Below are 20,966 nucleotides of genomic sequence, written 5' to 3'. Positions count from 1 at the left end.
TGATGTTCCTTAGCCCGACTCGGGCGGATGATGCGTGTTGGACGTGACGGTTTTCTGCACGTCTTGAGTTTCATGCAGAAAAGAGGCCACGCCATCATGGCGAGCCGGCACCAAACCCGCGCCGTGGCGTTTGGTCGCAGCCCTGCGCATTTGTGGGAGCGAGCCTGCTCGCCAATAGCCGCACCGCGAGCCCACTGACAAATCCCGAATCCGGTCTACATTGAAAAGCCACTACCCAAAGCGCAGGGATTCGCTTATCCTTTCGCTGTATATAAATACAGTAGTCGCTAAGACAACTAAATGTGAAGGCATGTGAGGTGGTGAATGGCCGTCGAAGTGGTATACCGCAGCAGCCGAGATCTGGAGCGCTTGTTCATGGATAAAGCCGAAGCTGACCGTCATGACAAAATGCTCGAACTGGCCGAGATGCTGTCCGAAGTGTTGCAAAAAGCCGTGCCGTCACTGAACGAGCAGCAGGTTGAAGAAGTCGGGATCTACATGGCGAAAAACCGCGATGTGTTCGCCAAGGCGTTCAAGAGCCAGCCTGATGCATTGGCGGAGTTGATCAACGCACCGGCCGAGCCAGTGGCTGAAGAGGCGGAGTCGGCAGAATCCGATGAAGCACCGGTCAAACCGGCAAAAGCGGCGAAAGCTGCCAAGTAACAAAGTTTGAATCGAAAAGATCGCAGCCTGCGGCAGCTCCTACAGGGAATACGCATTCCATATGTAGGAGCTGCCGCAGGCTGCGATCTTTTGCTTTTCAACGATACAAAACCTTCTCCGCCAACTCATCCGCCACCCGCGCCGGCGAACGCTTCTCGGCCTGCGCATGGGCAAACACTTCAGTCAGCCGCGAACTGATCTTCGACAGGTGCGCAGTAATCGTCCCCAGCTCTTCGCCGCGATGCTTGAGCGAAACGTAGATCAGCCCACCGGCGTTGATCACGTAATCCGGCGCATACAGAATCCCGCGTCGCTCCAGCTGATCCGCCACGTCCAGATGCGTCAGTTGATTATTGGCCGACCCCGCCACCGCCGAGCAGCGTAATTGCGTGACCGTGTGGCTGTTGAGCACACCACCCAGCCCGCACGGCGCGAGAATGTCGCACGGCGTGCTGAGCAAGGCGTCGTTGGCAATCGGATGCGCGTTGAGCTGTTCCATCGCCAGTTGCACCTTGCCGTGGTCGATGTCGCTGACCAGCAGTTCGGCGCCCGCCGCGTGCAACTGCTCGGCCAGTGCATAACCGACGTTACCCAGCCCCTGAATCGCCACGCGCAGGCCTTCCAGATTGTCGCTGCCCAGCCGTGCCATGGCGGTGGCGCGAATCCCGGTGAACACGCCCATCGCCGCATGCGGTGCCGGGTCGCCGGCCGAGGTGGTGCTGGTGACATGCTGGGTCTGCTGGGCGATGCAATCCATGTCCGCCACCGAAGTGCCGCTGTCGATGGCGGTGATGTAGCGACCGTCGAGTTGTTCGATGCAACGGCCAAACGCTTCGAACAGCGCGGCGCGGTTTTCCACATGCGCCGGGCGCACGATCACCGCCACCCCGCCGCCCTGGTCGAGACCGGCCAGGGCCGCCTTGTAGCTCATGCCCTGCGCGAGGCGAATGGCGTCCTCGACCGCGGATTCGTCGGTGGGATAGGCAAGATAACGGCAACCGCCCAAGGCAGGCCCGAGGCGACTGTTATGAATGGCAATGACCGCCTTCAACCCGGTGACCGGGTCAACGCTGAGGTGCAGCGATTCCAGGCGAGTGCTTTGCATGAGAGCGAACATCGGCAGGCTCCCGAATCACTTCTGGTAGACGCCAGTATAGGCTTGCGCGCAAAAATTGCTGAAGCGCACCGGAATAAGCGCCCGCGTCGACGGCGACATTGCGGCATAACCTGGTCGGTACTGGACGAATGGCGCGGACGGGGCTAAAACGAGGCATTCCCCGGAGATTTCGATGACCCCGCGCCAATGTTTTTTCGAGTGTCTGCACCGTTCACCGCCCGCGCTGTTCGAAGCGGCGCTGTGGATGGCAGCCGAGCACGAAAAAGCCCTGGATATCAAAGCGCTTCTGCAAGACTTCAAGGAGCTGCAGCAGCGCGTCAGCTACGGCTTGCCGATGCTGCCGGTCAGCGAACTGGCGCAGCCGTTGCTGCGGCGGATGAATGATCTGGGGTTCGCCCAGGATGATTTTCTGCCGCTGCGCCCGCAGGTCGCGTTGTTGCACAAAGTGCTGCAGACCCGTCGCGGCCAGCCACTGACCCTGTCCTTGATTGCTCTGGAACTGGCGCGCGGTCTGGAGATTCCGCTGGTCGGGGTAAACTTCCCCGGGCATTTCCTGCTGCGGGTACCCGGGGCTGATCACTTGCTGGATCCCTGCGGTGGCCGGCGCCTGTACCCGAATGATTGTCGCGACTTGTTACAACGCCAGTACGGTGCGCACCTCAAACTCAGCGCCGATCATCTGGCCACCGCCAGTCCGCAGCAGATGCTTCAGCGCCTGTCACGCAACCTGCGTCAGTTGCACCTGAGTCACGAGGATTACATTGCTGCGCTGATCGACGCTGAACGGGTGCTCGAACTGGGCAGCGCCAGCGCCGCCGATTATCTGGCCCGCGCCAGCCTGTACCAGCGGCTCGACTGCCCGAACGCCGAGCGTTTTGATCTGGAACATGCGCTGCTGCTCAGCGATGATCCGATCCAGCGCCTGCGCCTGACTGAACGGCTTGGGCACCTGCCACCCAACTCCGTCGTTCATTAAAAGCAAAGATTGCAGCCTGCGGCAGCTCCTACATTTTGAAATGCGATCCTGTGTAGGAGCTGCCGCAGGCTGCGATCTTTTGCTCGTCAGGTTTTTACAGCCCCAGCACTTCCAACTACCGGAACAAAATCGGAAGGCGAGCGCACCTGGATGATCAACAGCGCCGCAATCACCGCCGGAATCGCGCAGAAGAAGAAAATCTGCGCCACCGGAATGTGCATCGCCAGCAGCATGCTGCCGAGCAGCGGCCCGAGGATCGAACCGAAACGCCCTACCCCCAACGCCCAGCCCGTGCCCGTGGCCCGCACATGCGCCGGATAGAAATTACTGGCGAAGGCGTTCAGCGTCAGTTGCCCACCGATGATGCAGAACCCGGCAGCAAACACGCAGGCCACCAGATAGCGCGGGTTGTCGTGGTTCAGCCCCAGCAGAATCGTGCACAGCGCCGCCCCGGCCAGCACCGCGCAGAGCAGGCGCACCTTGCGTTTCAAGCGATCGGCGAACCAGGCCATGCACACCGCGCCCAAGGTGCCGGCGAACAGGAACATCGAGGTCACCAGATTGGCTTCATTGAGTTTCAGACCGCTTTCCAGCAACAGCGTCGGCAGCCAGCTGATCATGAAATACAACAGAATCAGACTGACAAAAAACGTCGCCCAGATCAGCAGGGTCGGTCGCGCATAACCGTGGCGGAACAGCTCGACCACCGTCAGTTTGCTGCCCTGCTCGCGCTCGTTCTGCTCGACGGACGCGGCCGGCGGCTGCCAGTCCGGCAGCATTCGCGCGGTGACTTTGCGCAGCCGCGCATAGGGCGGTGCATCGCGCAGCAGACGCGGCAGCGACTCCGGCAACATCCACCACAGGAACGGGAATAGCAGCAACGGCGTGACACCACCGGCAAGGAACACCGCTTGCCAGCCAAAGCGATCAATGAATCCCGCCGCGACAAAACCACCCGCTGCACCACCAAACGAAAACCCACAGGCCGCCAGCGTCACCATCAACGTGCGCAAACGCGGCGGCGAGTATTCCGACATCAAGGCCATGGCACTGGGCATCGCCCCGCCCATGCCAATGCCGCAGATGAAGCGCGCGATCATCAGGGTATTCAGCGAGTCGGCGAACACCATCAGCACCGTGAGGCTGGCGTAGATCAGCACGCACGCGAGCAGGATTCGCCGTACGCCAAAGCGGTCGGCCAGTGGCGTCACCGCGAGCGAACCCAGCGTGAGGCCCAACAGGTTGGCGCTGAAAACCGGCCCGAACGCGGCTTTTTCCAGGCCCCAGTCCTGGGCCAGGGCCGGCACCACATAACCGAGCACCTGAGCGTCATAGCCGTCGGTGACCAGCAGCAAGGCGAGCAGAATCAAGAGCAACCACTGATAACGGGACACAGGACGGGCATCGAGTGCCGCGCGGAAGCTGGCAATCTGGTTGTGCATCGCAAGGTACCTGTTTTGTTTTTATGATTTTAGTGTACGGCGCTGATCCCTTGTAGGAGTGAGCCTGCTCGCGATAGCGGTGTGTCAGTCAACATCCCCGTCTCTGACACTCCGCTATCGCGAGCAGGCTCACTCCTACATTGGGGCAGTGTGAAGCTTTAAGGGGTATCCGGCTGATTGGCCGGATGTGCCTTGATAAACGCCGGATGCTCGGCAGCCAGCGTCGCCACCCGACGAATCCGCGGGTAAGCCTCCAGCGAAACATTGAAGCGCTCGGCCGCATACAACTGCGGGATCAGATAGACATCTGCCACACACGGCCACTCACCAAAACAGAAACCGCTGTCACCGATCAATTGCTCGACGGTCGCCAGCCCCTGACTGATCCAGTGCGCGATCCACTCCACCACCTGCGGCTCTTCGTGGCCCAACTGGCGCAGGCGATTGAGTACGCTGACGTTGTGCAGCGGATGCACATCGCAGCCGATCACCGCCGCCACGCCGCGCACATGGGCACGGGCGGCGAGGTCTTCAGGCAACAATGGCCGCTGTGGATAGCGCTCTTCCAGGTACTCGATGATCGCCGGCGATTGAATCAGCAACTCGCCGTCATCGGTGCGCAAGGCCGGCACTCGTCCTTGTGGATTGATCGCCAGATACGCCGCCTGCCGATGCTCGCCCCCGGACGGCGCGATCAGGTTGACCGGCAGCGCAGTGTAGTCGAGCCCTTTCAGCGCCAGGGCGATGCGCACCCGGTACGACGAGGTCGAGCGGTAATAGGTGTAGAGATCCATGATCCGCTCCTGTCAGCGCGCCGCCAGCACTTTGCCGCGGCACTCGCCGAAGCCGATCGAGGCGATACCGTCACGGGCGCAGCGCGCACGCAGAATGATTTCGTCGCCGTCCTCAAGGAATTTGCGCACTTCGCCGGAGGCCAGTTCGATCGGTTTTTTGCCGCCCTCGGTGATTTCCAGCAGGCTGCCGAACTGACCGCTTTGCGGGCCGGACAATGTCCCCGAACCGAACAGGTCGCCGGCCTGCAACTGGCAACCGTTGACGCTGTGGTGCGCGACCATTTGCGCGACGGTCCAGTACATGTAGCGGGTGTTGCTCAGGGTCAGGCGATGGGCCGGCAGATTCTGCTCGCGCATGGCCTCGGTGAGCAGCAGCACTTCCAGTTCAATATCGAAGGCGCCAGCGTCCTGATCGCGTTTGTCGAACAGGTATGGCAGCGGCTGCGGATCACCTTCCGGGCGCGCAGGTTGTGGGGTGCGGAATGGCTCCAGCGCTTCAGCCGTCACCACCCACGGCGACACACTGGTGATGAAGCTCTTGGAGAGGAACGGGCCCAGCGGTTGATATTCCCAGGCCTGGATATCGCGGGCCGACCAGTCGTTGAGCAGGCAGAAACCGGCGATGTGTTCGGCGGCATCACCGATGGCAATCGGCTCGCCCATTTCGTTGCCCTGACCGATCCAGATGCCCAGTTCCAGTTCGTAGTCCAGACGTGCGCAAGGGCCGAAGGTTGGCTCGCTCGCACCGGCCGGCAGGGTCTGGCCTTTCGGACGACGCACGTCGGTACCGGAGGCACGCACCGTCGAGGCACGACCGTGGTAACCGATCGGTACGTGCTTGTAGTTCGGCAGCAACGGGTTGTCCGGGCGGAACAGTTTGCCGACGTTCTGCGCGTGTTCGATACCCACGTAGAAGTCGGTGTAATCGCTGATGCGCGCCGGCAGGTGCATCTGGCAATCGACAGCCATTGGCAACAATTTTGCGCCTTGGGCTTCGATGGCGCCGCGATGGCTGCTGCCCTCGCTGAACAATTCCAACAAGCGCGTACGCAAGGCTACTCGGGCTTCGCGACCAAGGTCGAAGAACGCGTTCAACAGACCGCCGTGCATGGCTTCAACCGCGCTGCGCGCCGCGCCGTCGAACAGACCGGCTTCAAGCGCCACTTGCAGATCGAAGATCTGTTCACCAATCGCTACGCCCGCACGCGGCGCCAAGCCATTGAGGCTGAACACACCCAGCGGCAGGTTCTGCAACGGAAAATCCGCGTGGCCGTTGGCCGAAGCAACCCAGCTGCGGGTGATGGAAGTCTGAGTCATGGGTTATCTCCGGGTCGGGTCGAACGTGGCGGGCAGCGTGGCCCAGCAGGCGTCGTAAGTGGATTGCAGTTGCGGGCAGTCGAGGGCGAAACGGCTGGGGCGCAGCACCTGACTGGTCTCGAACATGAAGGCCATGGTGTTGTCGATCTTCGCTGGTTTGAGGTCGGCGTTGATCGCTTTGGTGCAGGTCTCGCCATCCGGGCCGTGGGCGCTCATGCAGCTGTGCAGCGACGCACCACCGGGCACGAAGCCTTCTGCCTTGGCGTCGTATTCGCCCTGGATCAGGCCCATGAACTCGTTCATCAGGTTGCGATGAAACCACGGTGGACGGAAGGTGTTCTCGGCGACCATCCAGCGTGGCGGGAAGATCACGAAATCGAGGTTGGCCAGACCGTGCACACTGGTCGGCGAAGTCAGCACGGTGAAGATCGACGGATCCGGGTGATCGAAACTCACCGTGCCGATGGTGTTAAAACGGCGCAGATCGTATTTGTAAGGCACGTTGTTCCCGTGCCAGGCGACCACGTTCAGCGGCGAGTGATTGAGTTCGGTGGCCCACAACTGGCCGAGGAATTTCTGCACCAGCGTCGTCGGCTGCTGCAGGTTTTCGTAAGCGGCGACCGGCGCGAGGAAGTCCCGTGGATTGGCCAGACCGTTGCTGCCGATCGGCCCCAGGTCCGGCAGGCGCAGAGGCGCGCCGTGGTTCTCGGCGACGTAACCGCGAGCCTGCGGATCAAGCAGCTCGACGCGGAATTTCAGACCGCGCGGCAGCACGGCGATTTCCAGCGGCGCGACTTCGAGCACACCGAGTTCGGTGGCAATCCGCAGCCGCCCCAGTTGCGGCACCAGCAGCAGTTCGCCGTCGGCGTTGTAGAACACCCGCTCCATCGAGCGGTTGGCGGCATAGTTATAAATGCTGATGCCGGCCGGTTTTTCCGCTGCCGAGTTGGCCACCATGCCGACCAGACCGTCGATGAAATCGGTCGCCTCGACGGGAATCTGCAGCGGGTTCCAGCGCAGGCGATTGGGCGTCACTTCACCCAACGGGCCGCCGGCCAGTTGCCGCTCCAGTTTGACGAACGCCGGGTGATTGGCCGACGGCTGGATCCGGTACATCCAGGTGCGCCGGGCTTCACTGCGGGTCATGGTAAACGCAGTGCCGGAGAGCAATTCGGTATAGAGGCCGTAAGGGGCTTTCTGCGGGGAGTTCTGGCCGATGGGCAAGGCGCCGGGCAACGCTTCACTGCTGAATTCGTTGCCGAAACCGGACTGGTACGCCAGCTCCGACGCGTTTGAATCGAGGTTCATGGAGCCTCCTGAACAGGGAGTCGGCGGTGGCCCATCGCTCTGGCTCAGAGGTTTGCGCACGCCGGGGTTGTTATTATCGTAATTCGATTACGCATAACGTAATTTGCTCGCGATACAGCGTCAAGCTATAAAGACGCCCATTCGTTTCGGAACCCGGCCGCATCATGGAAAAAACCAGCGACAGTAACGGCAAACAGAAAGTCCGCTCCGCCGAGGTTGGTACCGACATCCTCAAGGCGCTGGCCGAGTTGTCGCCCTCCACCTCATTGTCGCGTCTGGCCGAACATGTGCAGATGCCGGCCAGCAAGGTGCACCGCTATCTCCAGGCCCTGATCGCCAGCGGCTTCGCCGAGCAGAATGCCGCCACCAACCACTACGGTTTGGGGCGGGAAGCGTTGCGCGTGGGCCTCGCGGCCCTGAACAGTATGGACGTGCTGAAAGTCGCCGCCGTGCCGCTGTCCGAGTTACGCGACGAACTGAATGAAACCTGTTTTCTGGCGGTATGGGGCAATCAGGGCGCGACCGTGGTGCACATCGAGCCGGCAGTGCGCGCGGTGACGGTGGTGACGCAGTTGGGTTCGGTATTGCCACTGCTCAGCTCGTCCACCGGGCTGGTGTTCAGCGCCTATCTGCCGCATCGCGAAACCGATGAATTGCGCGAGCGGGAAATCGCCGTCGCCGGCCATCCGCTGGCCGACGAAAAAACCTATGCGGACCTGTGCGAACAGATCCGCGCACGCAGCCTGCATCATGTGCATGGCTTGCTGATGCCCGGTGTGGACGCGCTGTCGGCGCCGGTGTTCAACGCGGTCGGGCAGATTGCTGCCGTCCTGACTATCGTTGGCCCGACTTCGCTGTTCCACGCCGATGAAAACGGCCCGGCTGCCCAGCGTTTGCTGGCGGCAGCGCGAGCCGTCAGTTGGCGCATGGGCTATCAGGCCGACGACCCTCGTCCCTGAAGGGCCGCCAACCATGGGGCGCAATCAGACCAGAGTGGTTTTACTGGAAGTGCTTTGCGGGTCGTCCAGGATCTCCTGAATCACTTCCAGCGCCCGCCCATGCAATCGAGGCTGACCGGACGCCTCGGCGACCAGTTTCTCGATAAGGTAAGTATCACCCAGCAGACCGATCAGGTTTTTCTGTACCTGAGTGACCGACGACTTGGCAAACCCGGCCTTGCCCAGCGATGCCAGCTCGATCAGCGCGTCTTTGAGATGACTCAACGCCTTGGCCCGATCACCTAGTCCATTCGCTTCGAAACCTTGCACCATCGCTTTGGTGAACAACACGGCGCTGAGAGCAATACCGACCGGCGCGAACACAATACTGATGGCGCCCGCCGCCGCGACGGCCGCATCGAAAAACAGACCGTTGATGATTTCTTTCAAGCTTCGGGTCTTTTCATCCACATCAGAAATCACTTTATACAAAAGGCTTCTGTAACAGTCATTGAAGTCGGTGACGTGCGTCCTGCCGTTCAGCGTTGGGGCAGTCGTGGCGCGCGACAACTCTTGCAGGTCGCGCAGATAAGCCCCCACCTGAGGCTGATGTTTTACGTAGAGCCGGGCAAAAAGATAGTCGCCCAGACCTCGAGTCTTGACCGCACTGACGAACTCGCTGAACGGGCGCAACTCGCGTCCATCCGGAGCATCAGGGGTGAACAGGTATTCAGCGGCGCGCCCTTCCAGATTCAAGCGGAACACATAAACGCCCTCCACCGGCCGCATCAACAGAAACAGCTGATGCAGGACACTGTGATCGACGTTGCCGAAGGCATCGGCATTCTTGTTGATTTGCCCAGAATTGTTTTCCGCGTATAGGTTGACCACGCCCAACAACGCGGCAAAGTCCGCCTGAGGCAGTTGCCCATTGAACTTCGCCTGCATGATTGCCACCTGCATCCGCCGTTGCAGGATGGCCAACGCCAGACCTCGCTTGAACAAGCCTTCAGGATGGGCCGCGTTGAGATCAACCGAACGTAACCGATCAATGTACTGTTCCCCCGGCCGCAATGTTCTGGACCAACTGGCGATGTCACGGATGTCCAATCCGGTGAACGGCGGGTGTCCTTCGAGCAACACGAAGCGCGGGTAAAGCGGCTGACCCGTTTGCTCGGCGTAAAAGGTGACCTCACCGACAATCAACTCATGCAGGGTCATCCTCTGTCGCTCGTCGATCTGTACTTCGATCAACTCAGGGATGATGACCACTTTATGGCCCCGTTGCTGCAAGACTTCTTCGACTCGCGTCTTGATCAGATCACGGCAAAATATTTCATAGGATGCGAATCCTCCTTTGCGCACGTGGACGGTCTGTAGCGCTTTGAGCTCGACATTGATCCGGGTGAACCGCTGGCGCAGCTCTTCATCAGCAGTGCGGTATCCGTAAGGCGTCTGACTCTCTTCCTGCGACACTCGCCACGCCCGTTCATTGTTGACCAAGGGAACGAGGACTTCATCACCTTGAAAGGGGGTCGGCGCCAACGCCACACTCACCCAAGCGTCGGCACGCTGAGACGCCTGCTTGAGGTAAGCGGTGATGCGCTCGCGATCCAGTGCATGGGACTGCCAGGCCAGATAGTCACGCCCGCGCGCCGAGGAGGTCCAGGCCCCGATTTCCAGACTCAGAACCCGCAAGGTCGGTTTCTCGTACCAGTCCCGACCGTCGGGCGAACCCGGGGCATACAGCAACCAGCTCTCCTGGTTTTCACCACGACTGCCAACTGCCACCAGATCCTTAAGCGCACGAGCATCAGGTTGCAGCAATAATGGCGCAACGATCAGGGTCGGGTCGCCGTCGATGGCGCGTTGAATCCGCTGCCAGTTGTGGTCGCTCAGATGGCCCTGGCACTTGGCGGCAAAAGCGCTCAGCAGCAGTTGATAACGTATGAGGTTATTCATGGCCGCCAATACGCCTTTGCGCTCGTAGGCTTTGCGCAAGTTGGCCGCGAAGGACGCTCGAACATTGCCGGTAAAGACTTCCTCCAGCCATGGCTGGTTCAGATTGGAGGGCATCTCGTTCCCGGAGAAAGTCATTTTCCCACGCATGCCTGGCTCATGCAGACCATGTAGTAGAAGGTCCACCAATGAACGCCTGTCTTCCTGAATAAACGTGCGTCCTGCCGCTTGAAACACATAGCGGTCGTGAGCGGTGATCAAATCGGGATCCGCCGAATAGCCAAAATCCTGCTGCAACGCATGGCTCATCAGTGAACGCGCATAAGTACGCAGGCTCACGAAGTTTTCCAGCTGCCGGTCCAACTCGGCCTGACTGTTGAAGCACTCCCGCTCCAGCTCGGAATACTGGTGCTGTTCACCCGCACCGAAACCGTCCAGCCATTTGGGCGACGTGTTCCGAGTGAAAAAGTTTACATTCATGACGTTCATTCAATACCCACTTATTAAGATTGATCAGCCAATTCAAAAATTGAACAAGCAATCTAATTCGAAAAAAACAAACACCAAACACCACAACCAATACTAAAAAAACCGAAACTTAACCGCATATGACACATCAATCACACCGCAACAAAAAAATCGGCCGACCCAGAATCAGCTTAACTAACTTTCCTTGCCAATATCCTGCCTCGCTCATTCAACACATTAACTTCGTACCTGCACAGGATCGGCAGTTTCACATCGAGCAAAGATTTCAGATGAATTCAGCAATATATTGATTGGAAAGTTCGTCAGTCCTTCAGCGTTGCAGCCACTACCGTTAGCCCCGACTGTTGCACGCCCCGTAACAGTGCATATCCGGAATCGCTATTTTTCCCTCGGGCTCAAGTGCTTATTCTGAGCGGGCTTTCACGGCACACGCCGCAAAGCACCAAGCCTTGGCTGCTGAGCAACTCGCGCCATCGCTGACCGATTTCAGATGAGTCGATGCTTCGATTGATCGCCCCGGTGTTCACTGACGTTGATTTGTAGCTCCTTGATCCAACGTCTTACCTTGGCCGCTGCGTTTGCAGCGGCCTTTTTTATGCCTGACAAAAAGCAAGCGTCCTCTTTTGCAGGAAAACTCCGAAAGCCCCATCGGAAACTTCTTATTGCATAGAAGTACGTAACTGCGTGCATCAAGATCCCTTCGAAAGTTCACTCAACACGACAAGCATTAACTCACGCAGTTCTCAGACTTTTTACCTCAGACTTTGTTGTAACTTAAAACGACTCAAGCATTGCCTGGCGACAAGGATCGTATTGCCGGCAGCGATGACTTTCGCATAAGCCAATAACGTCATCACGCACATTCAAAAGGATATGAATATGCAAAACCCACCGAAGCCACCCAACAGGCCAGGCTTTCTTCAGATCGATACTCCGCTCGAAATAAAAGGCATTGCACCGGACCACATGCGGCCCGGCCCACGCACTTCGAATGACAATCGCGCGGGCCCCTTCGGTCGCGGCGTAAGTGTTTATTACCAGAATCTGCAAACAATCCGCACCACGACTCAAGCGCTGGATCAGGACTATCAAAACCGACTGGGCCAACTACCGCAGGCCATCGAAGTTGACCTTGCAAACGTCAGAGCCGAGGGCGCCACTCATCCAGTCCCACCCGTGCAATCGATCGTCCGGGAACTTGGAGTGCTGCACACCCTGAGCCAACGCAAGGCGAACGAGTTTCACAGCAAGACGCTGACAGCCAATGAGTTCTATGGCGGCGATCCATTCAATCGGCATGTCAACGCATTCATGACCAAGGCCACGACCATGGAGAAATGGCCGGGACCCAATGGCATCGCCATGCAAGCACTGCAAAGGTCGCTGCATGCCGCCAACGATGCCCGGGTGGCAGCCCGGTTTCTGCAATCGCTCCAACAGCGCACGGCCGATCTGCAATCTATTTTGGCGGTGTTGCAAGCCGCGGAACAGTCGCGTTTGGCGGCCGAACGTATCGCCGCCGAACAAGCGAAAATTCAGGCACAAGCCAAAGCGCAGGCTGAGGCCCTCGCTCAGTTGCAGGCTCGCGAAACCGCTCGACTGGCATCACTGGCACAAGCCCAGCGCCAAGCTGCCGAACAAGCTCGAGTCGTTGCCGAAACAACCGCCCGGCAACTGGCTGAAGAACAGACTCGGCTTGCAAGCCTGGCCGAAGCCAAGCGTCAGGCGGAACTTCTCAGAGCAGAAGCCGAACGGCAGGAAAACGAGAATCGACTGGCAGCGCCTGAGGTACACAGCGTTTTCCCCGCGTCAGGCATGGCAGCGTCTAGCCCGGCCATTGCTGTCGCCTCAACAGCCATTGCGCTCTCACCTGAGAAAGTCCAAGCGATACAAACGGCGCTGCGCTCAGCAGTGCAAGTCGTAACGGCAGCAGGTGCAGCGGCGCTGGGCTCGGCTCTCGTCGGTTTCGCCGCACTGCTGCTGCCGTCACGACTGGGTAATGGCGAACGTATTGTGATGAGCGTACCGCTGGCGGAGTTGACGACGGAAAACGCTACCTATCTGAGAGAAACCGCAGACCGCAAGGGCTCCGTTGATCTCCCCGTAGGTTTGGGCTTCAGATCCATCAGCAGCGGCACCGAAATGTTCGCTGTCACCACCGACGGCTTCGATCTTCGGACAGAGGTTCCGGTATTGAACGCCGACTACAACGAGCAAACCGGTCTTTACCAAATCGCCGTGCCAGATTCGCCGAGCGGCTTCCTGACCTGGACACCGGCAGTTACACCGGGTGACAGTACCACTGCCCTGCCGGCCGCTGAAACGCAAACCGCGCCTTACACCGGTGCATCGATCGTAATGATCGAGGGACGCCTGGACCTGCACCCCATTGTGGTGGAGGGCTGGGAAAGTTTCATTATCGTCTTTCCGGATGACTCGGGGATTGCACCACTATATGTGGTGTTCAGCAGTCCATATGAGGGTGCCACTGTCCGAGGCAAATACAGTGGCCGCCTATTCAATCCGGAGCAGGCGGGGGGACCGATACTGGATCTGGACTGGCGTAAAGTCGTCATCACCCACGCGGGTATCGATGCGGTGAAGATGCATACCTTCCGTTTGAACCAATCGGACGCAAACGACTTCATGATTCAACGTCTGGAAAAAATACTGGGTGGGCACATGGAGGTTACTGATACCGATTTGCGCTACTACACTCACGAAATACGAGAGTTGGAGCGTTATAGGGCATTCGGCTATGGCGATAACATATCACCTCCCGAAGATACCCCAATCTGGAACAACGCTCATACGGCAACACTTGAAGACTACAAACTCGGTAACGAACTGACACTTCTGTATACCGAGGAAGCAATTAACGCAATGAATGCACAAGACCAGAGAGATTACGAAATAGACATGCGGAGTTTTGACCAGTGAATACTGTCGAAAAGATCATCAAAAACGAACCTGTTGTCGATGTTGTATCCCTCTTCGCCCTGAGGTGGCCGGCAATGCGCATTGACAATATGTATGGACGATATCGCCACGAAGTAATATCGGAGGGCGTCTTGATGGACGCTTACACTTCATTATTCAAAAACGGGATATTGTCCAGCGACGAAAACGGCAAAACCGTTAAAGGTCCAAATTGGACTGCACCGCCGTTCATGATAGAAAAACGCTACGAGTAATCATCAGGAAGCCACCCGGCGGTGATCTGGACGTCGGGTGGCCATCATCTTAAAGCGAATACTTCTGCAAATTCCCCATCATTTCCTTCAACGCCTCGATATTGTCCTTCGGATGCGCTGCGCCTTCGAAGTCGCAGATCTGCTGCCAGTGCGCCGCGACATCTTCCGGGGAGAAGCCGCTGCGGGGATCGAACCCGGCGCCGAGGCTGCGTTCCCAGCGCACCTTGCCCATCCAGCCGCCACCGACTTCGAACAAGCCGGAGGTCTCCTGGCACTGCTCGCTGGCCAGGTACACCACCAACGGGCTGACCAGTTCCGGTTTGAGCTGTTCGAACACTTGCGGCGGGATCAGGCCTTCGGTCATGCGCGTGCCACCGGTGGGGGCGATGGCGTTGACCAGGATGTTGTTCTTGCGACCCTCGATGGCCAGAGTGCGGGTCAGGCCATAGAGGCCGAGTTTGGCCATGCCGTAGTTGGACTGGCCGAAGTTGCCGTAGATGCCCGAGGTCGAGGCGGTGAAGATCACCCGTCCGTAGTTTTGCTCGCGCAGGTGTGGCCAAGCGGCGCGGGTCACTTTGTAGGCGCCTTCGACGTGAACGCGATAGACCAGATCCCAGTCCGCGTCGTCCATTTTGTGGAAGGTCTTGTCGCGCAGGATCCCAGCGTTGTTCACCACCACGTCGACGCGGCCAAAGGCGTCGAGGGCGTTTTGTACCAGTTTGTCGCCGTCGGTGACCGAGTCGTGGTTGGCCTCGGCGATACCGCCGGCTTCGCGAATTTCCGCCACCACCCGGTCGGCGGCGGAGGCGTTGGCGCCTTCGCCCTGGGTTGAACCGCCGAGATCGTTGACCAACACTCTGGCGCCGTGTCGGGCGAACAGCAGCGCGTGCGCTCGGCCCAGGCCACCACCGGCGCCGGTGACGATCACGACTTTATCTTCGAAACGAACGGAATCATTCATCGCAGGAACTCCAGCAGGCCTGAGGGACAATGATCCCGAGTGTCAGGCACGGGGCTTTTGCTCACAACGAACAGGGCTGGGGCTGAATGGTGAACGATAAGGCTGGGGGATGATGAACAGCAAAATCAAAAGATCGCAGCCCGCGGCAGCTCCTACAGGGAAACGCATATCCCCGTGTAGGAGCTGCCGCAGGCTGCGATCTTTTGATCTTTCAGGAACACGCGACCTTGCGCGGCGGCAACTCCAGGCGCTCACGAAACGCCAGGTAGTATTTGAGCACCTGCACCGGCGCTTCAATCTGTGGGTAATGGCCGATGCCCGGCAACAGCACGGTGTCGGCGCCGGCAATCAACTCGCGATAACGCTGGACCATGTGCGCACCGGAAATCGGATCGACTTCGCCATCGATCACCCGCAGCGGCACTTCATTGCGCTGCATCGCCGCCACCCAGCGATCACGCTGCACCCGCCGCTCAGGGATATAGCCGATCAATTTGTGCAGGATGCGCGGCCCGCGATGGGTCTCGATCAGGCTCCAGAAATCATCCAGTTCGCTTTCGCTGGGCCGGGTCTGCGGGCCGAAAATGTGGCGGAAACTTTTCACCAGGGCGTCGCGGGTGAACGCCCGGCCAATCATCCAGCCCAAGGGGCTGAGCAGCAGCTTTTGCATCAGCACCGGGCGATGGGTTTCCGGGAACAGGCCGCCATTGAGAAAGACACAACTGGCAACCTCGATACGGTTTTCGTAATGCCGGGCGAGCAGTTCCTGAGCCACGCTGTCGCCGTAATCGTGGGCCAGCAGATGCACCGCTTGCTCGACCTGAAGATGCGCCAACAGCGCCTGTTGCAGGTCGGCCTGTTCCAGCAGGCTGTAGCTGTGATTCAGCGGTTTGGCCGAATCACCGAAACCGAGCATGTCACAGGCGATCACCCGATAACGCTGCGCCAGCGGCTGCCACAGGTAGTGCCAGTCCCAACTGGCCGTCGGGAAGCCATGGATCAGCAACAGTGGCTCACCCTGCCCCGCCGTCCAGTAACGGATCGACTGGCCGCGAAAGACAAACGTCCGGCTGCGTTTGCGCCAGACACACAGAGGAATCTCGGCAAGAGGCATTAGAGTTTATATCCGGGGTCTTGTTTATCGAGTTTGCGCAGCAGTGCCGGCCAGGCCAGCGCGCCGCCCATGCCTTGAGCACTTTTGGTCACGCCGGCGATCATCGCCTTGGCACCGGCGAGAATCTGCGGTTCGATGGCGATCAGTTCGGCACCGCCGGTTTGCGCCATGACTTGAATGTCGCAGGCGCGCTGAAAGGTGAACATCATCAGAAAAGTGTCGGCGATGGTGCTGCCGCAGGTCAGCAGACCGTGGTTGTGCAGCATCAGGAAATTGTTCTCGCCCAGGTCGGCCTGCAGCCGGGCCTTCTCTTCGTGATTCAGCGCCACGCCTTCATAGGCGTGATAAGCCAGGCTCGACAGCACGAACAGCGACTGCTGGCTGATCGGCAACACGCCCTGTTTCTGCGCCGACACCGCCACACCCGAGGCGGTGTGGGTGTGCAGCACACAGACCACGTCGTGCCGCACTTCGTGCACAGCGCTGTGGATGGTGTAACCGGCGGGATTGATCTCGTACGGGCTGTCCATGAGCTTGTTGCCGGCCTGATCGACTTTGACCAGGCTCGAGGCGCTGATCTCATGGAACATCAGGCCGAACGGGTTGATCAGGAAGTCTTCGGTGCCCGGAACCTTGGCAGAGATATGGGTGAAGATCAGGTCGTCCCAGCCGTGCAGCGCCACCAGTCGATAGCAGGCAGCCAGATCGACCCGGGTCTGCCATTCCGCGGCACTGACCTGGTCTTTGACATTAAGGGACGATTGGACGGGGGCTACGCTCACTGTATGCACCTCTGCGTTCTTATTGTTTTGCACGTGTCAGCAGTCTAGTCAGCTCCCACATTCCACGTAGTTGCATTGCCAGCCAGCTTGATGACTGAGCGGGTCAGCAATGCAAACAGCTTGGATCCATGTCAAAGCAACGACGCCAACAAAGGCGCGGCGAACAGATTGAGCAGCCCGGTCAGCACCATTACCAGCCCCGCCACCGAGCCTTCCTCACCGCCCACTTCATGTGCCCGACTGACGCCTGCGCCGTGCGCACCAACCCCAAACAACGCACCACGCGCCAGCGCACTGCGCAGTGGCAACCACTTGAGCAACACGCCGCCGAGCATCGCGCCGAACACGCCGGTAAACATCACGAACACCGCAGTCAGTTCCGGCACGCCGCCGAGATCCTGTGCCAGCGGCATGGCGAATGGCGTGGTGATCGAACGCGGCACCAGCGACATCGTCACCGAGCTGTCGAGCGCCAGCGCCTTGGCCAGGCCGAACGACGTGGCGATCGACGCCGCGCTGCCGGCGAGCATGCCCAAAAACAGCGCTGACCAGTGCCGCACCAGCAGACGCCGCTGCTGCCAGATCGGCACGGCGAAGGCGACCGTCACCGGCCCGAGCACCAGCATCAACCAATGGGTGTTGCTCGAGTATTCGGCATACGCGGTGTGCAGCGGCACGGCGAGCGCCAGCAGCAGCGCCGGCACCAGAATCAGCGGCGACAGCAGATAGCGCCCGGTGCGCCGGTAAATCCAGCGACTGAACAGGTACGCCAACAGGGTGAAGGCGAGCCAGAACATCGGCATCAGCTCAAGCTTCATGGGACCGCCTCAGGCGCACAGCCAGCTCTACGGTGAACGCGGTCACCAGCATCACCATCAGGGTACTGGCGCCGATCACCAGCAGAATCCGCCAGCCGTCATTGCGCAACAGGCCGCCGTAGTCGAGCAGGCTCATCAGTGCCGGAATAAAGAACAACAGCATCTCGGCCATCAGCAATCCGGCACCCAGTTGCAGCGCCGCCGGTTTGACCCAGCCAAACGCGAACGCCAGCAGCAACAGGGCCATGCCGATGACTCCGCCAGGAATCGGCCAGGCCAGCCACGCGGCGACTTGGCAGCCGAGCAGGTAGAGACCGAGCAACACGGCCAGTTCGACGAATAGACGGGAAAGATACTTGAGGGATGCGGCGTTCATGGTGGGCTCCTTACAGGGGCCTATTTTACGAAGCGGCCTGTCATCCCAGAAGCGAATTGTTAGACTCACAACTATTCCAAACCGGAATCCGATCATGGAATTTAAACAGCTGCGCAGTTTTGTCGAAGTCATGCGCCAGGGCGGGTTCACCCAGGCGGCGAAAACCCTGCACATCAGCCAGTCGGCGGTGAGCAAACAAGTCGCGCAACTGGAGCAGAGCCTCGGCACGCCGTTGCTCGAACGGCTCGGCTCGCAACTGCGCCTGACCGCCGCCGGCAGCGTGGTGCTGCAACGCGCCGAAGGCATGTTGCGTTTGCGCAGCGAATTGCTCAGCGAGCTGGACGACTTGAGCCAGCTCGCCCGCGGCGAGTTGCGCCTCGGCCTGCCGCTGCTGGGCAGTGATGCACTGTTCGCCGGACTGTTCGCCGAGTATCGGCGGCGCTATCCGAACATCAGCATCCAATTGCTTGAAGGCGGCAGCCGCAACGTCGAGCAGGCGGTGCTCAGTGGCGAACTGGAGTTGGGCGGCAGCCTGTTGCCGAAAGATCCGCAGTTCGACTTCCAGCCGTTCTGCGACGAAAAACTCGATGCGCTGCTGCCGGTGGATCATCCCTTGGCGGGGCGCGGCGAGATTGGCCTGGAGGAGTTGGCCGAGACCCCGTTTCTGCTGTATCAGCGCAGCTTCGTGCTCAATGACCGCTTATTGCAGGCCTGCCAGCAACTGGGTTTCACCCCCAAAGAAGGCGGGCGCAGTGGCCAGGCGGATTTTCTGGTGGCGCTGGTGGCCGCCGGGCAAGGCGTGGTGTTGCTGCCCAGCGTGGTCGCCCGGGCACTGCAGCGCCCGGGCGTGGTGCGCCTGACCCTGCGTGCGCCGGACTATCTGCGCTGGGACATCGCGTTCATCTGGCGTCAGGGCGCCTACTTGTCGAAAGCCGCCCAGGCCTGGCTGGCCTTACTGCGCGAGCGCGCGATCAGCCCTTGAGCGTAGCGATCAGTTGCGCCAGCCATGGCTCGGCGTCGGTTTCCGGGGTCACGCTTTCGCTGGCGTCCAGGCGCAGCATCTCCTGCACTTCACGCACGCCCAGTTCGGCGAACAACTCACGCATCAGTTCGCCGCCGCCGCAGAAGGTATCGCCGTAACTGGCATCGCCCAAACCGATCACCGCCCCGGGCAAGCCGCGCCAGGCCATTGGCAACTGATCGCGAAGGCTGAAATACAGCGGCTGCAGGTTATCCGGCAATTCGCCCATGCCGGTTGTCGAAGTCACGGCGAGGAACGCTTCGGGACCGAATGCCTGAATGTCCGCCAGACTGGCGCGCGGGTTGTAGAAGGTTTCAAAACCGGCGTCTTTCAGCAGATTCTGCGCGTGACGGGCGACTTCTTCGGCGGTGCCATAAACCGAGCCGGAGAGGATGGCGACTTTCATCAATCTGATCCTGAAGCTGAAAAAAGAGCGGCGATAATACCAGTGCGGACAGAGAAGTTGCGACTGGCTCTCAATAGGCGCTGATGGCCTATAGACAGCGCCGATTGATCTTCTAGAATGCGTGGCGTCGACCGTGCTGAAAGGTTTCTCGAATGATCAATGCCAGTCTGTTGCAAATGGTGATTAATGCATCGAACGAAGGCATTGTCGTGGCGGAAAAGGAAGGCGAACAGGAAAACATCCTGATTTACGTCAACCCGGCCTTCGAACGCCTGACCGGCTACACCAGCGAAGAGATTCTTTATCAGGACTGCCGCTTTCTGCAGGCCGGAGACCGCGATCAGGCAAGCCTGGAAAGGATTCGCGAAATTCTGCGCAACGGTGGCGCATGTCGCGAAACATTGCGCAACTACCGCAAGGACGGCACGCCGTTCTGGAATGAGCTGTCGTTGTCGACGGTGAAAAACGCGGAGGACGGGATGACTTATTTCATTGGCGTTCAGAAGGATGTGACGGTTCAGGTCAAGGCACAGCAACGTGTTGTGCAACTGGAAGCCGAGGTTGCAGCACTGCAAGCGGATCTGGCAGCTTTGAAAGCGACGAACGGCGCAAACAAAACTGCGAACTAAGTGTCATTAACTACAATCACCAATGACTTTGTAACTATTTCTTTCGAGCCAGGCCATGCAACGCGACGCACTCCTGACCCAGGATGAGCTGGATTTCATCCAGACCATGCAGCACAACCCGCAGCTTAATGTGCGGGATGCGACGTCGAGCCTGCTGGTCAATGGTGGTTCGCAGATCCGTGATTTGCTCACGCGCCTGGCCGCTCATGAACAAGTGACCATCCAGGCCAACTTCGAAAATCAGCAGATGACTTTCCCGCTGCATCTGGTCGAAGACGAATTCCACGCCCTGCACCTGCGTCTGGGTGTGCCGAGCATTTTCGAAGACGGGCCGATGGTTCGCCCATGGCGCCTGACTCTCGAAGAGCCGGTGGCACTGGAAAACGCCAAGGGCCAACCGGGCATGATGTGGGTGCACGAGGTGTCGCACAAAGGCGTGCTGCTGGAGATGCGCAACAAGACCAAACCACCCAAGCATTTCGCCTTGTGGTTCAGCCCTTCAGGCTATGAGCGGATTTCCCTGCGCGGCAATTTCGAGCGAGAGACCGAACAGGGTTTCTTTGCCTATGAACTCAGCCAGACCGATGCCGACGAAACCGAACGCCTGCGCCAGTTCATCCTGCAGCAACATCGCCTGACCCACCCTGCCCTGCACACCTGAA

General features: G+C 59.5%; 19 protein-coding genes and 1 pseudogene. 8 read left to right on the top strand and 12 right to left on the bottom strand.

Translation table 11 applies throughout. The annotated features are described in order from the left end of the window. Positions 1 to 324: 324 nt before the first annotated feature. Positions 325 to 579 (top strand): annotated as a pseudogene (locus ACIOUG_RS13470) (YebG family protein); the annotation flags it as partial. A 181-nt stretch (positions 580 to 760) separates the two neighbouring features. On the opposite strand, the gene ACIOUG_RS13465 reads toward ACIOUG_RS13470, so the two are convergent. Continuing rightward, positions 761 to 1,780, bottom strand: coding sequence for a Glu/Leu/Phe/Val dehydrogenase dimerization domain-containing protein (locus tag ACIOUG_RS13465; RefSeq protein WP_401066198.1), 1,020 nt, complete (start codon positions 1,778 to 1,780; stop codon positions 761 to 763). 172 nt (positions 1,781 to 1,952) lie between these two features. Here ACIOUG_RS13465 and ACIOUG_RS13460 point away from each other — a divergent pair, with 172 nt between their 5' ends. Further along, positions 1,953 to 2,756 carry a SirB1 family protein gene (locus ACIOUG_RS13460; protein ID WP_401066196.1) on the top strand — a complete coding sequence of 268 codons (804 nt, stop codon included), beginning with the start codon at positions 1,953 to 1,955 and terminating at the stop codon, positions 2,754 to 2,756. An 86-nt stretch (positions 2,757 to 2,842) separates the two neighbouring features. On the opposite strand, the gene ACIOUG_RS13455 is transcribed toward ACIOUG_RS13460, so the two are convergent. From ACIOUG_RS13455 to hmgA, 4 genes are all read right to left on the bottom strand, one after another. Continuing rightward, complete coding sequence (locus ACIOUG_RS13455; protein ID WP_401066193.1) at positions 2,843 to 4,198, bottom strand: MFS transporter; 1,356 nt, start codon at positions 4,196 to 4,198, stop codon at positions 2,843 to 2,845. A gap of 158 nt (positions 4,199 to 4,356) precedes the next feature. Next, positions 4,357 to 4,992, bottom strand: coding sequence for a maleylacetoacetate isomerase (gene maiA / locus ACIOUG_RS13450; protein ID WP_401066191.1), 636 nt, complete (start codon positions 4,990 to 4,992; stop codon positions 4,357 to 4,359). A gap of 12 nt (positions 4,993 to 5,004) precedes the next feature. Beyond that, entirely contained in the window at positions 5,005 to 6,309 is a 1,305-nt protein-coding gene (gene fahA, locus ACIOUG_RS13445; RefSeq protein WP_401066189.1) for a fumarylacetoacetase, read from the bottom strand. Between the two features lie 3 nt (positions 6,310 to 6,312). Further along, positions 6,313 to 7,617 carry a homogentisate 1,2-dioxygenase gene (gene hmgA / locus ACIOUG_RS13440; protein WP_401066186.1) on the bottom strand — a complete coding sequence of 435 codons (1,305 nt, stop codon included), beginning with the start codon at positions 7,615 to 7,617 and terminating at the stop codon, positions 6,313 to 6,315. A 164-nt stretch (positions 7,618 to 7,781) separates the two neighbouring features. Between hmgA and ACIOUG_RS13435 the strand changes: the two genes are divergently transcribed. After that, positions 7,782 to 8,576 (top strand): IclR family transcriptional regulator, encoded by a 795-nt coding sequence (locus tag ACIOUG_RS13435; protein ID WP_401066183.1) that lies wholly within the window; start codon positions 7,782 to 7,784, stop codon positions 8,574 to 8,576. A 24-nt stretch (positions 8,577 to 8,600) separates the two neighbouring features. Here the strand turns inward: ACIOUG_RS13435 and ACIOUG_RS13430 are convergent, their stop codons facing one another. Further along, the gene (locus ACIOUG_RS13430; protein WP_401066180.1) at positions 8,601 to 11,003 is read right to left on the bottom strand and encodes a dermonecrotic toxin domain-containing protein; all 2,403 of its coding nucleotides are present in this window, start codon (positions 11,001 to 11,003) and stop codon (positions 8,601 to 8,603) included. 879 nt (positions 11,004 to 11,882) lie between these two features. On the opposite strand from ACIOUG_RS13430, the gene ACIOUG_RS13425 reads away from it, so the two are divergent. After that, the gene (locus ACIOUG_RS13425) at positions 11,883 to 13,943 is read left to right on the top strand and encodes an S-type pyocin domain-containing protein (protein WP_401066178.1); all 2,061 of its coding nucleotides are present in this window, start codon (positions 11,883 to 11,885) and stop codon (positions 13,941 to 13,943) included. Further along, positions 13,940 to 14,197 (top strand): immunity protein, encoded by a 258-nt coding sequence (locus tag ACIOUG_RS13420; RefSeq protein ID WP_401066176.1) that lies wholly within the window; start codon positions 13,940 to 13,942, stop codon positions 14,195 to 14,197. The genes ACIOUG_RS13425 and ACIOUG_RS13420 overlap by 4 nt, the downstream gene beginning before the upstream one ends. A gap of 49 nt (positions 14,198 to 14,246) precedes the next feature. On the opposite strand, the gene ACIOUG_RS13415 is transcribed toward ACIOUG_RS13420, so the two are convergent. The 5 genes from ACIOUG_RS13415 to ACIOUG_RS13395 all read right to left on the bottom strand — a co-directional run bounded on the left by ACIOUG_RS13415 (position 14,247) and on the right by ACIOUG_RS13395 (position 18,248). After that, the gene (locus ACIOUG_RS13415; RefSeq protein ID WP_401066174.1) at positions 14,247 to 15,158 is read right to left on the bottom strand and encodes an SDR family oxidoreductase; all 912 of its coding nucleotides are present in this window, start codon (positions 15,156 to 15,158) and stop codon (positions 14,247 to 14,249) included. Between the two features lie 211 nt (positions 15,159 to 15,369). After that, positions 15,370 to 16,272 carry an alpha/beta fold hydrolase gene (locus ACIOUG_RS13410; RefSeq protein ID WP_401066171.1) on the bottom strand — a complete coding sequence of 301 codons (903 nt, stop codon included), beginning with the start codon at positions 16,270 to 16,272 and terminating at the stop codon, positions 15,370 to 15,372. After that, positions 16,272 to 17,054, bottom strand: coding sequence for a class II aldolase/adducin family protein (locus ACIOUG_RS13405; protein ID WP_401066169.1), 783 nt, complete (start codon positions 17,052 to 17,054; stop codon positions 16,272 to 16,274). Before ACIOUG_RS13405 ends, ACIOUG_RS13410 begins: the two co-directional genes overlap by 1 nt. 131 nt (positions 17,055 to 17,185) lie before the next feature. Next, the gene (locus ACIOUG_RS13400) at positions 17,186 to 17,872 is read right to left on the bottom strand and encodes an LrgB family protein (protein ID WP_401066167.1); all 687 of its coding nucleotides are present in this window, start codon (positions 17,870 to 17,872) and stop codon (positions 17,186 to 17,188) included. Then, entirely contained in the window at positions 17,862 to 18,248 is a 387-nt protein-coding gene (locus ACIOUG_RS13395; protein ID WP_401066165.1) for a CidA/LrgA family protein, read from the bottom strand. Before ACIOUG_RS13395 ends, ACIOUG_RS13400 begins: the two co-directional genes overlap by 11 nt. Before the next feature lie 94 nt (positions 18,249 to 18,342). Here ACIOUG_RS13395 and ACIOUG_RS13390 point away from each other — a divergent pair, with 94 nt between their 5' ends. Continuing rightward, positions 18,343 to 19,230 carry a LysR family transcriptional regulator gene (locus ACIOUG_RS13390; protein ID WP_401066162.1) on the top strand — a complete coding sequence of 296 codons (888 nt, stop codon included), beginning with the start codon at positions 18,343 to 18,345 and terminating at the stop codon, positions 19,228 to 19,230. Here ACIOUG_RS13390 and ACIOUG_RS13385 read toward each other — a convergent pair. Next, positions 19,220 to 19,675 (bottom strand): flavodoxin, encoded by a 456-nt coding sequence (locus ACIOUG_RS13385; RefSeq protein ID WP_401066159.1) that lies wholly within the window; start codon positions 19,673 to 19,675, stop codon positions 19,220 to 19,222. The genes ACIOUG_RS13390 and ACIOUG_RS13385 overlap by 11 nt on opposite strands. A gap of 152 nt (positions 19,676 to 19,827) precedes the next feature. Here ACIOUG_RS13385 and ACIOUG_RS13380 point away from each other — a divergent pair, with 152 nt between their 5' ends. Both ACIOUG_RS13380 and ACIOUG_RS13375 read left to right on the top strand, forming a co-directional pair. Next, positions 19,828 to 20,304, top strand: coding sequence for a PAS domain-containing protein (locus ACIOUG_RS13380; RefSeq protein WP_401066156.1), 477 nt, complete (start codon positions 19,828 to 19,830; stop codon positions 20,302 to 20,304). A 55-nt stretch (positions 20,305 to 20,359) separates the two neighbouring features. Next, entirely contained in the window at positions 20,360 to 20,965 is a 606-nt protein-coding gene (locus tag ACIOUG_RS13375; RefSeq protein WP_401066153.1) for a hypothetical protein, read from the top strand. Position 20,966 lies beyond the last annotated feature (1 nt).

It is taken from the genome of Pseudomonas sp. NPDC087803 (assembly GCF_044742995.1).
Classification (GTDB): domain Bacteria; phylum Pseudomonadota; class Gammaproteobacteria; order Pseudomonadales; family Pseudomonadaceae; genus Aquipseudomonas.
The sequence above is the reverse complement of the archived record's forward strand: the minus strand, read 5'-3'. Positions and strand labels throughout refer to the sequence as shown.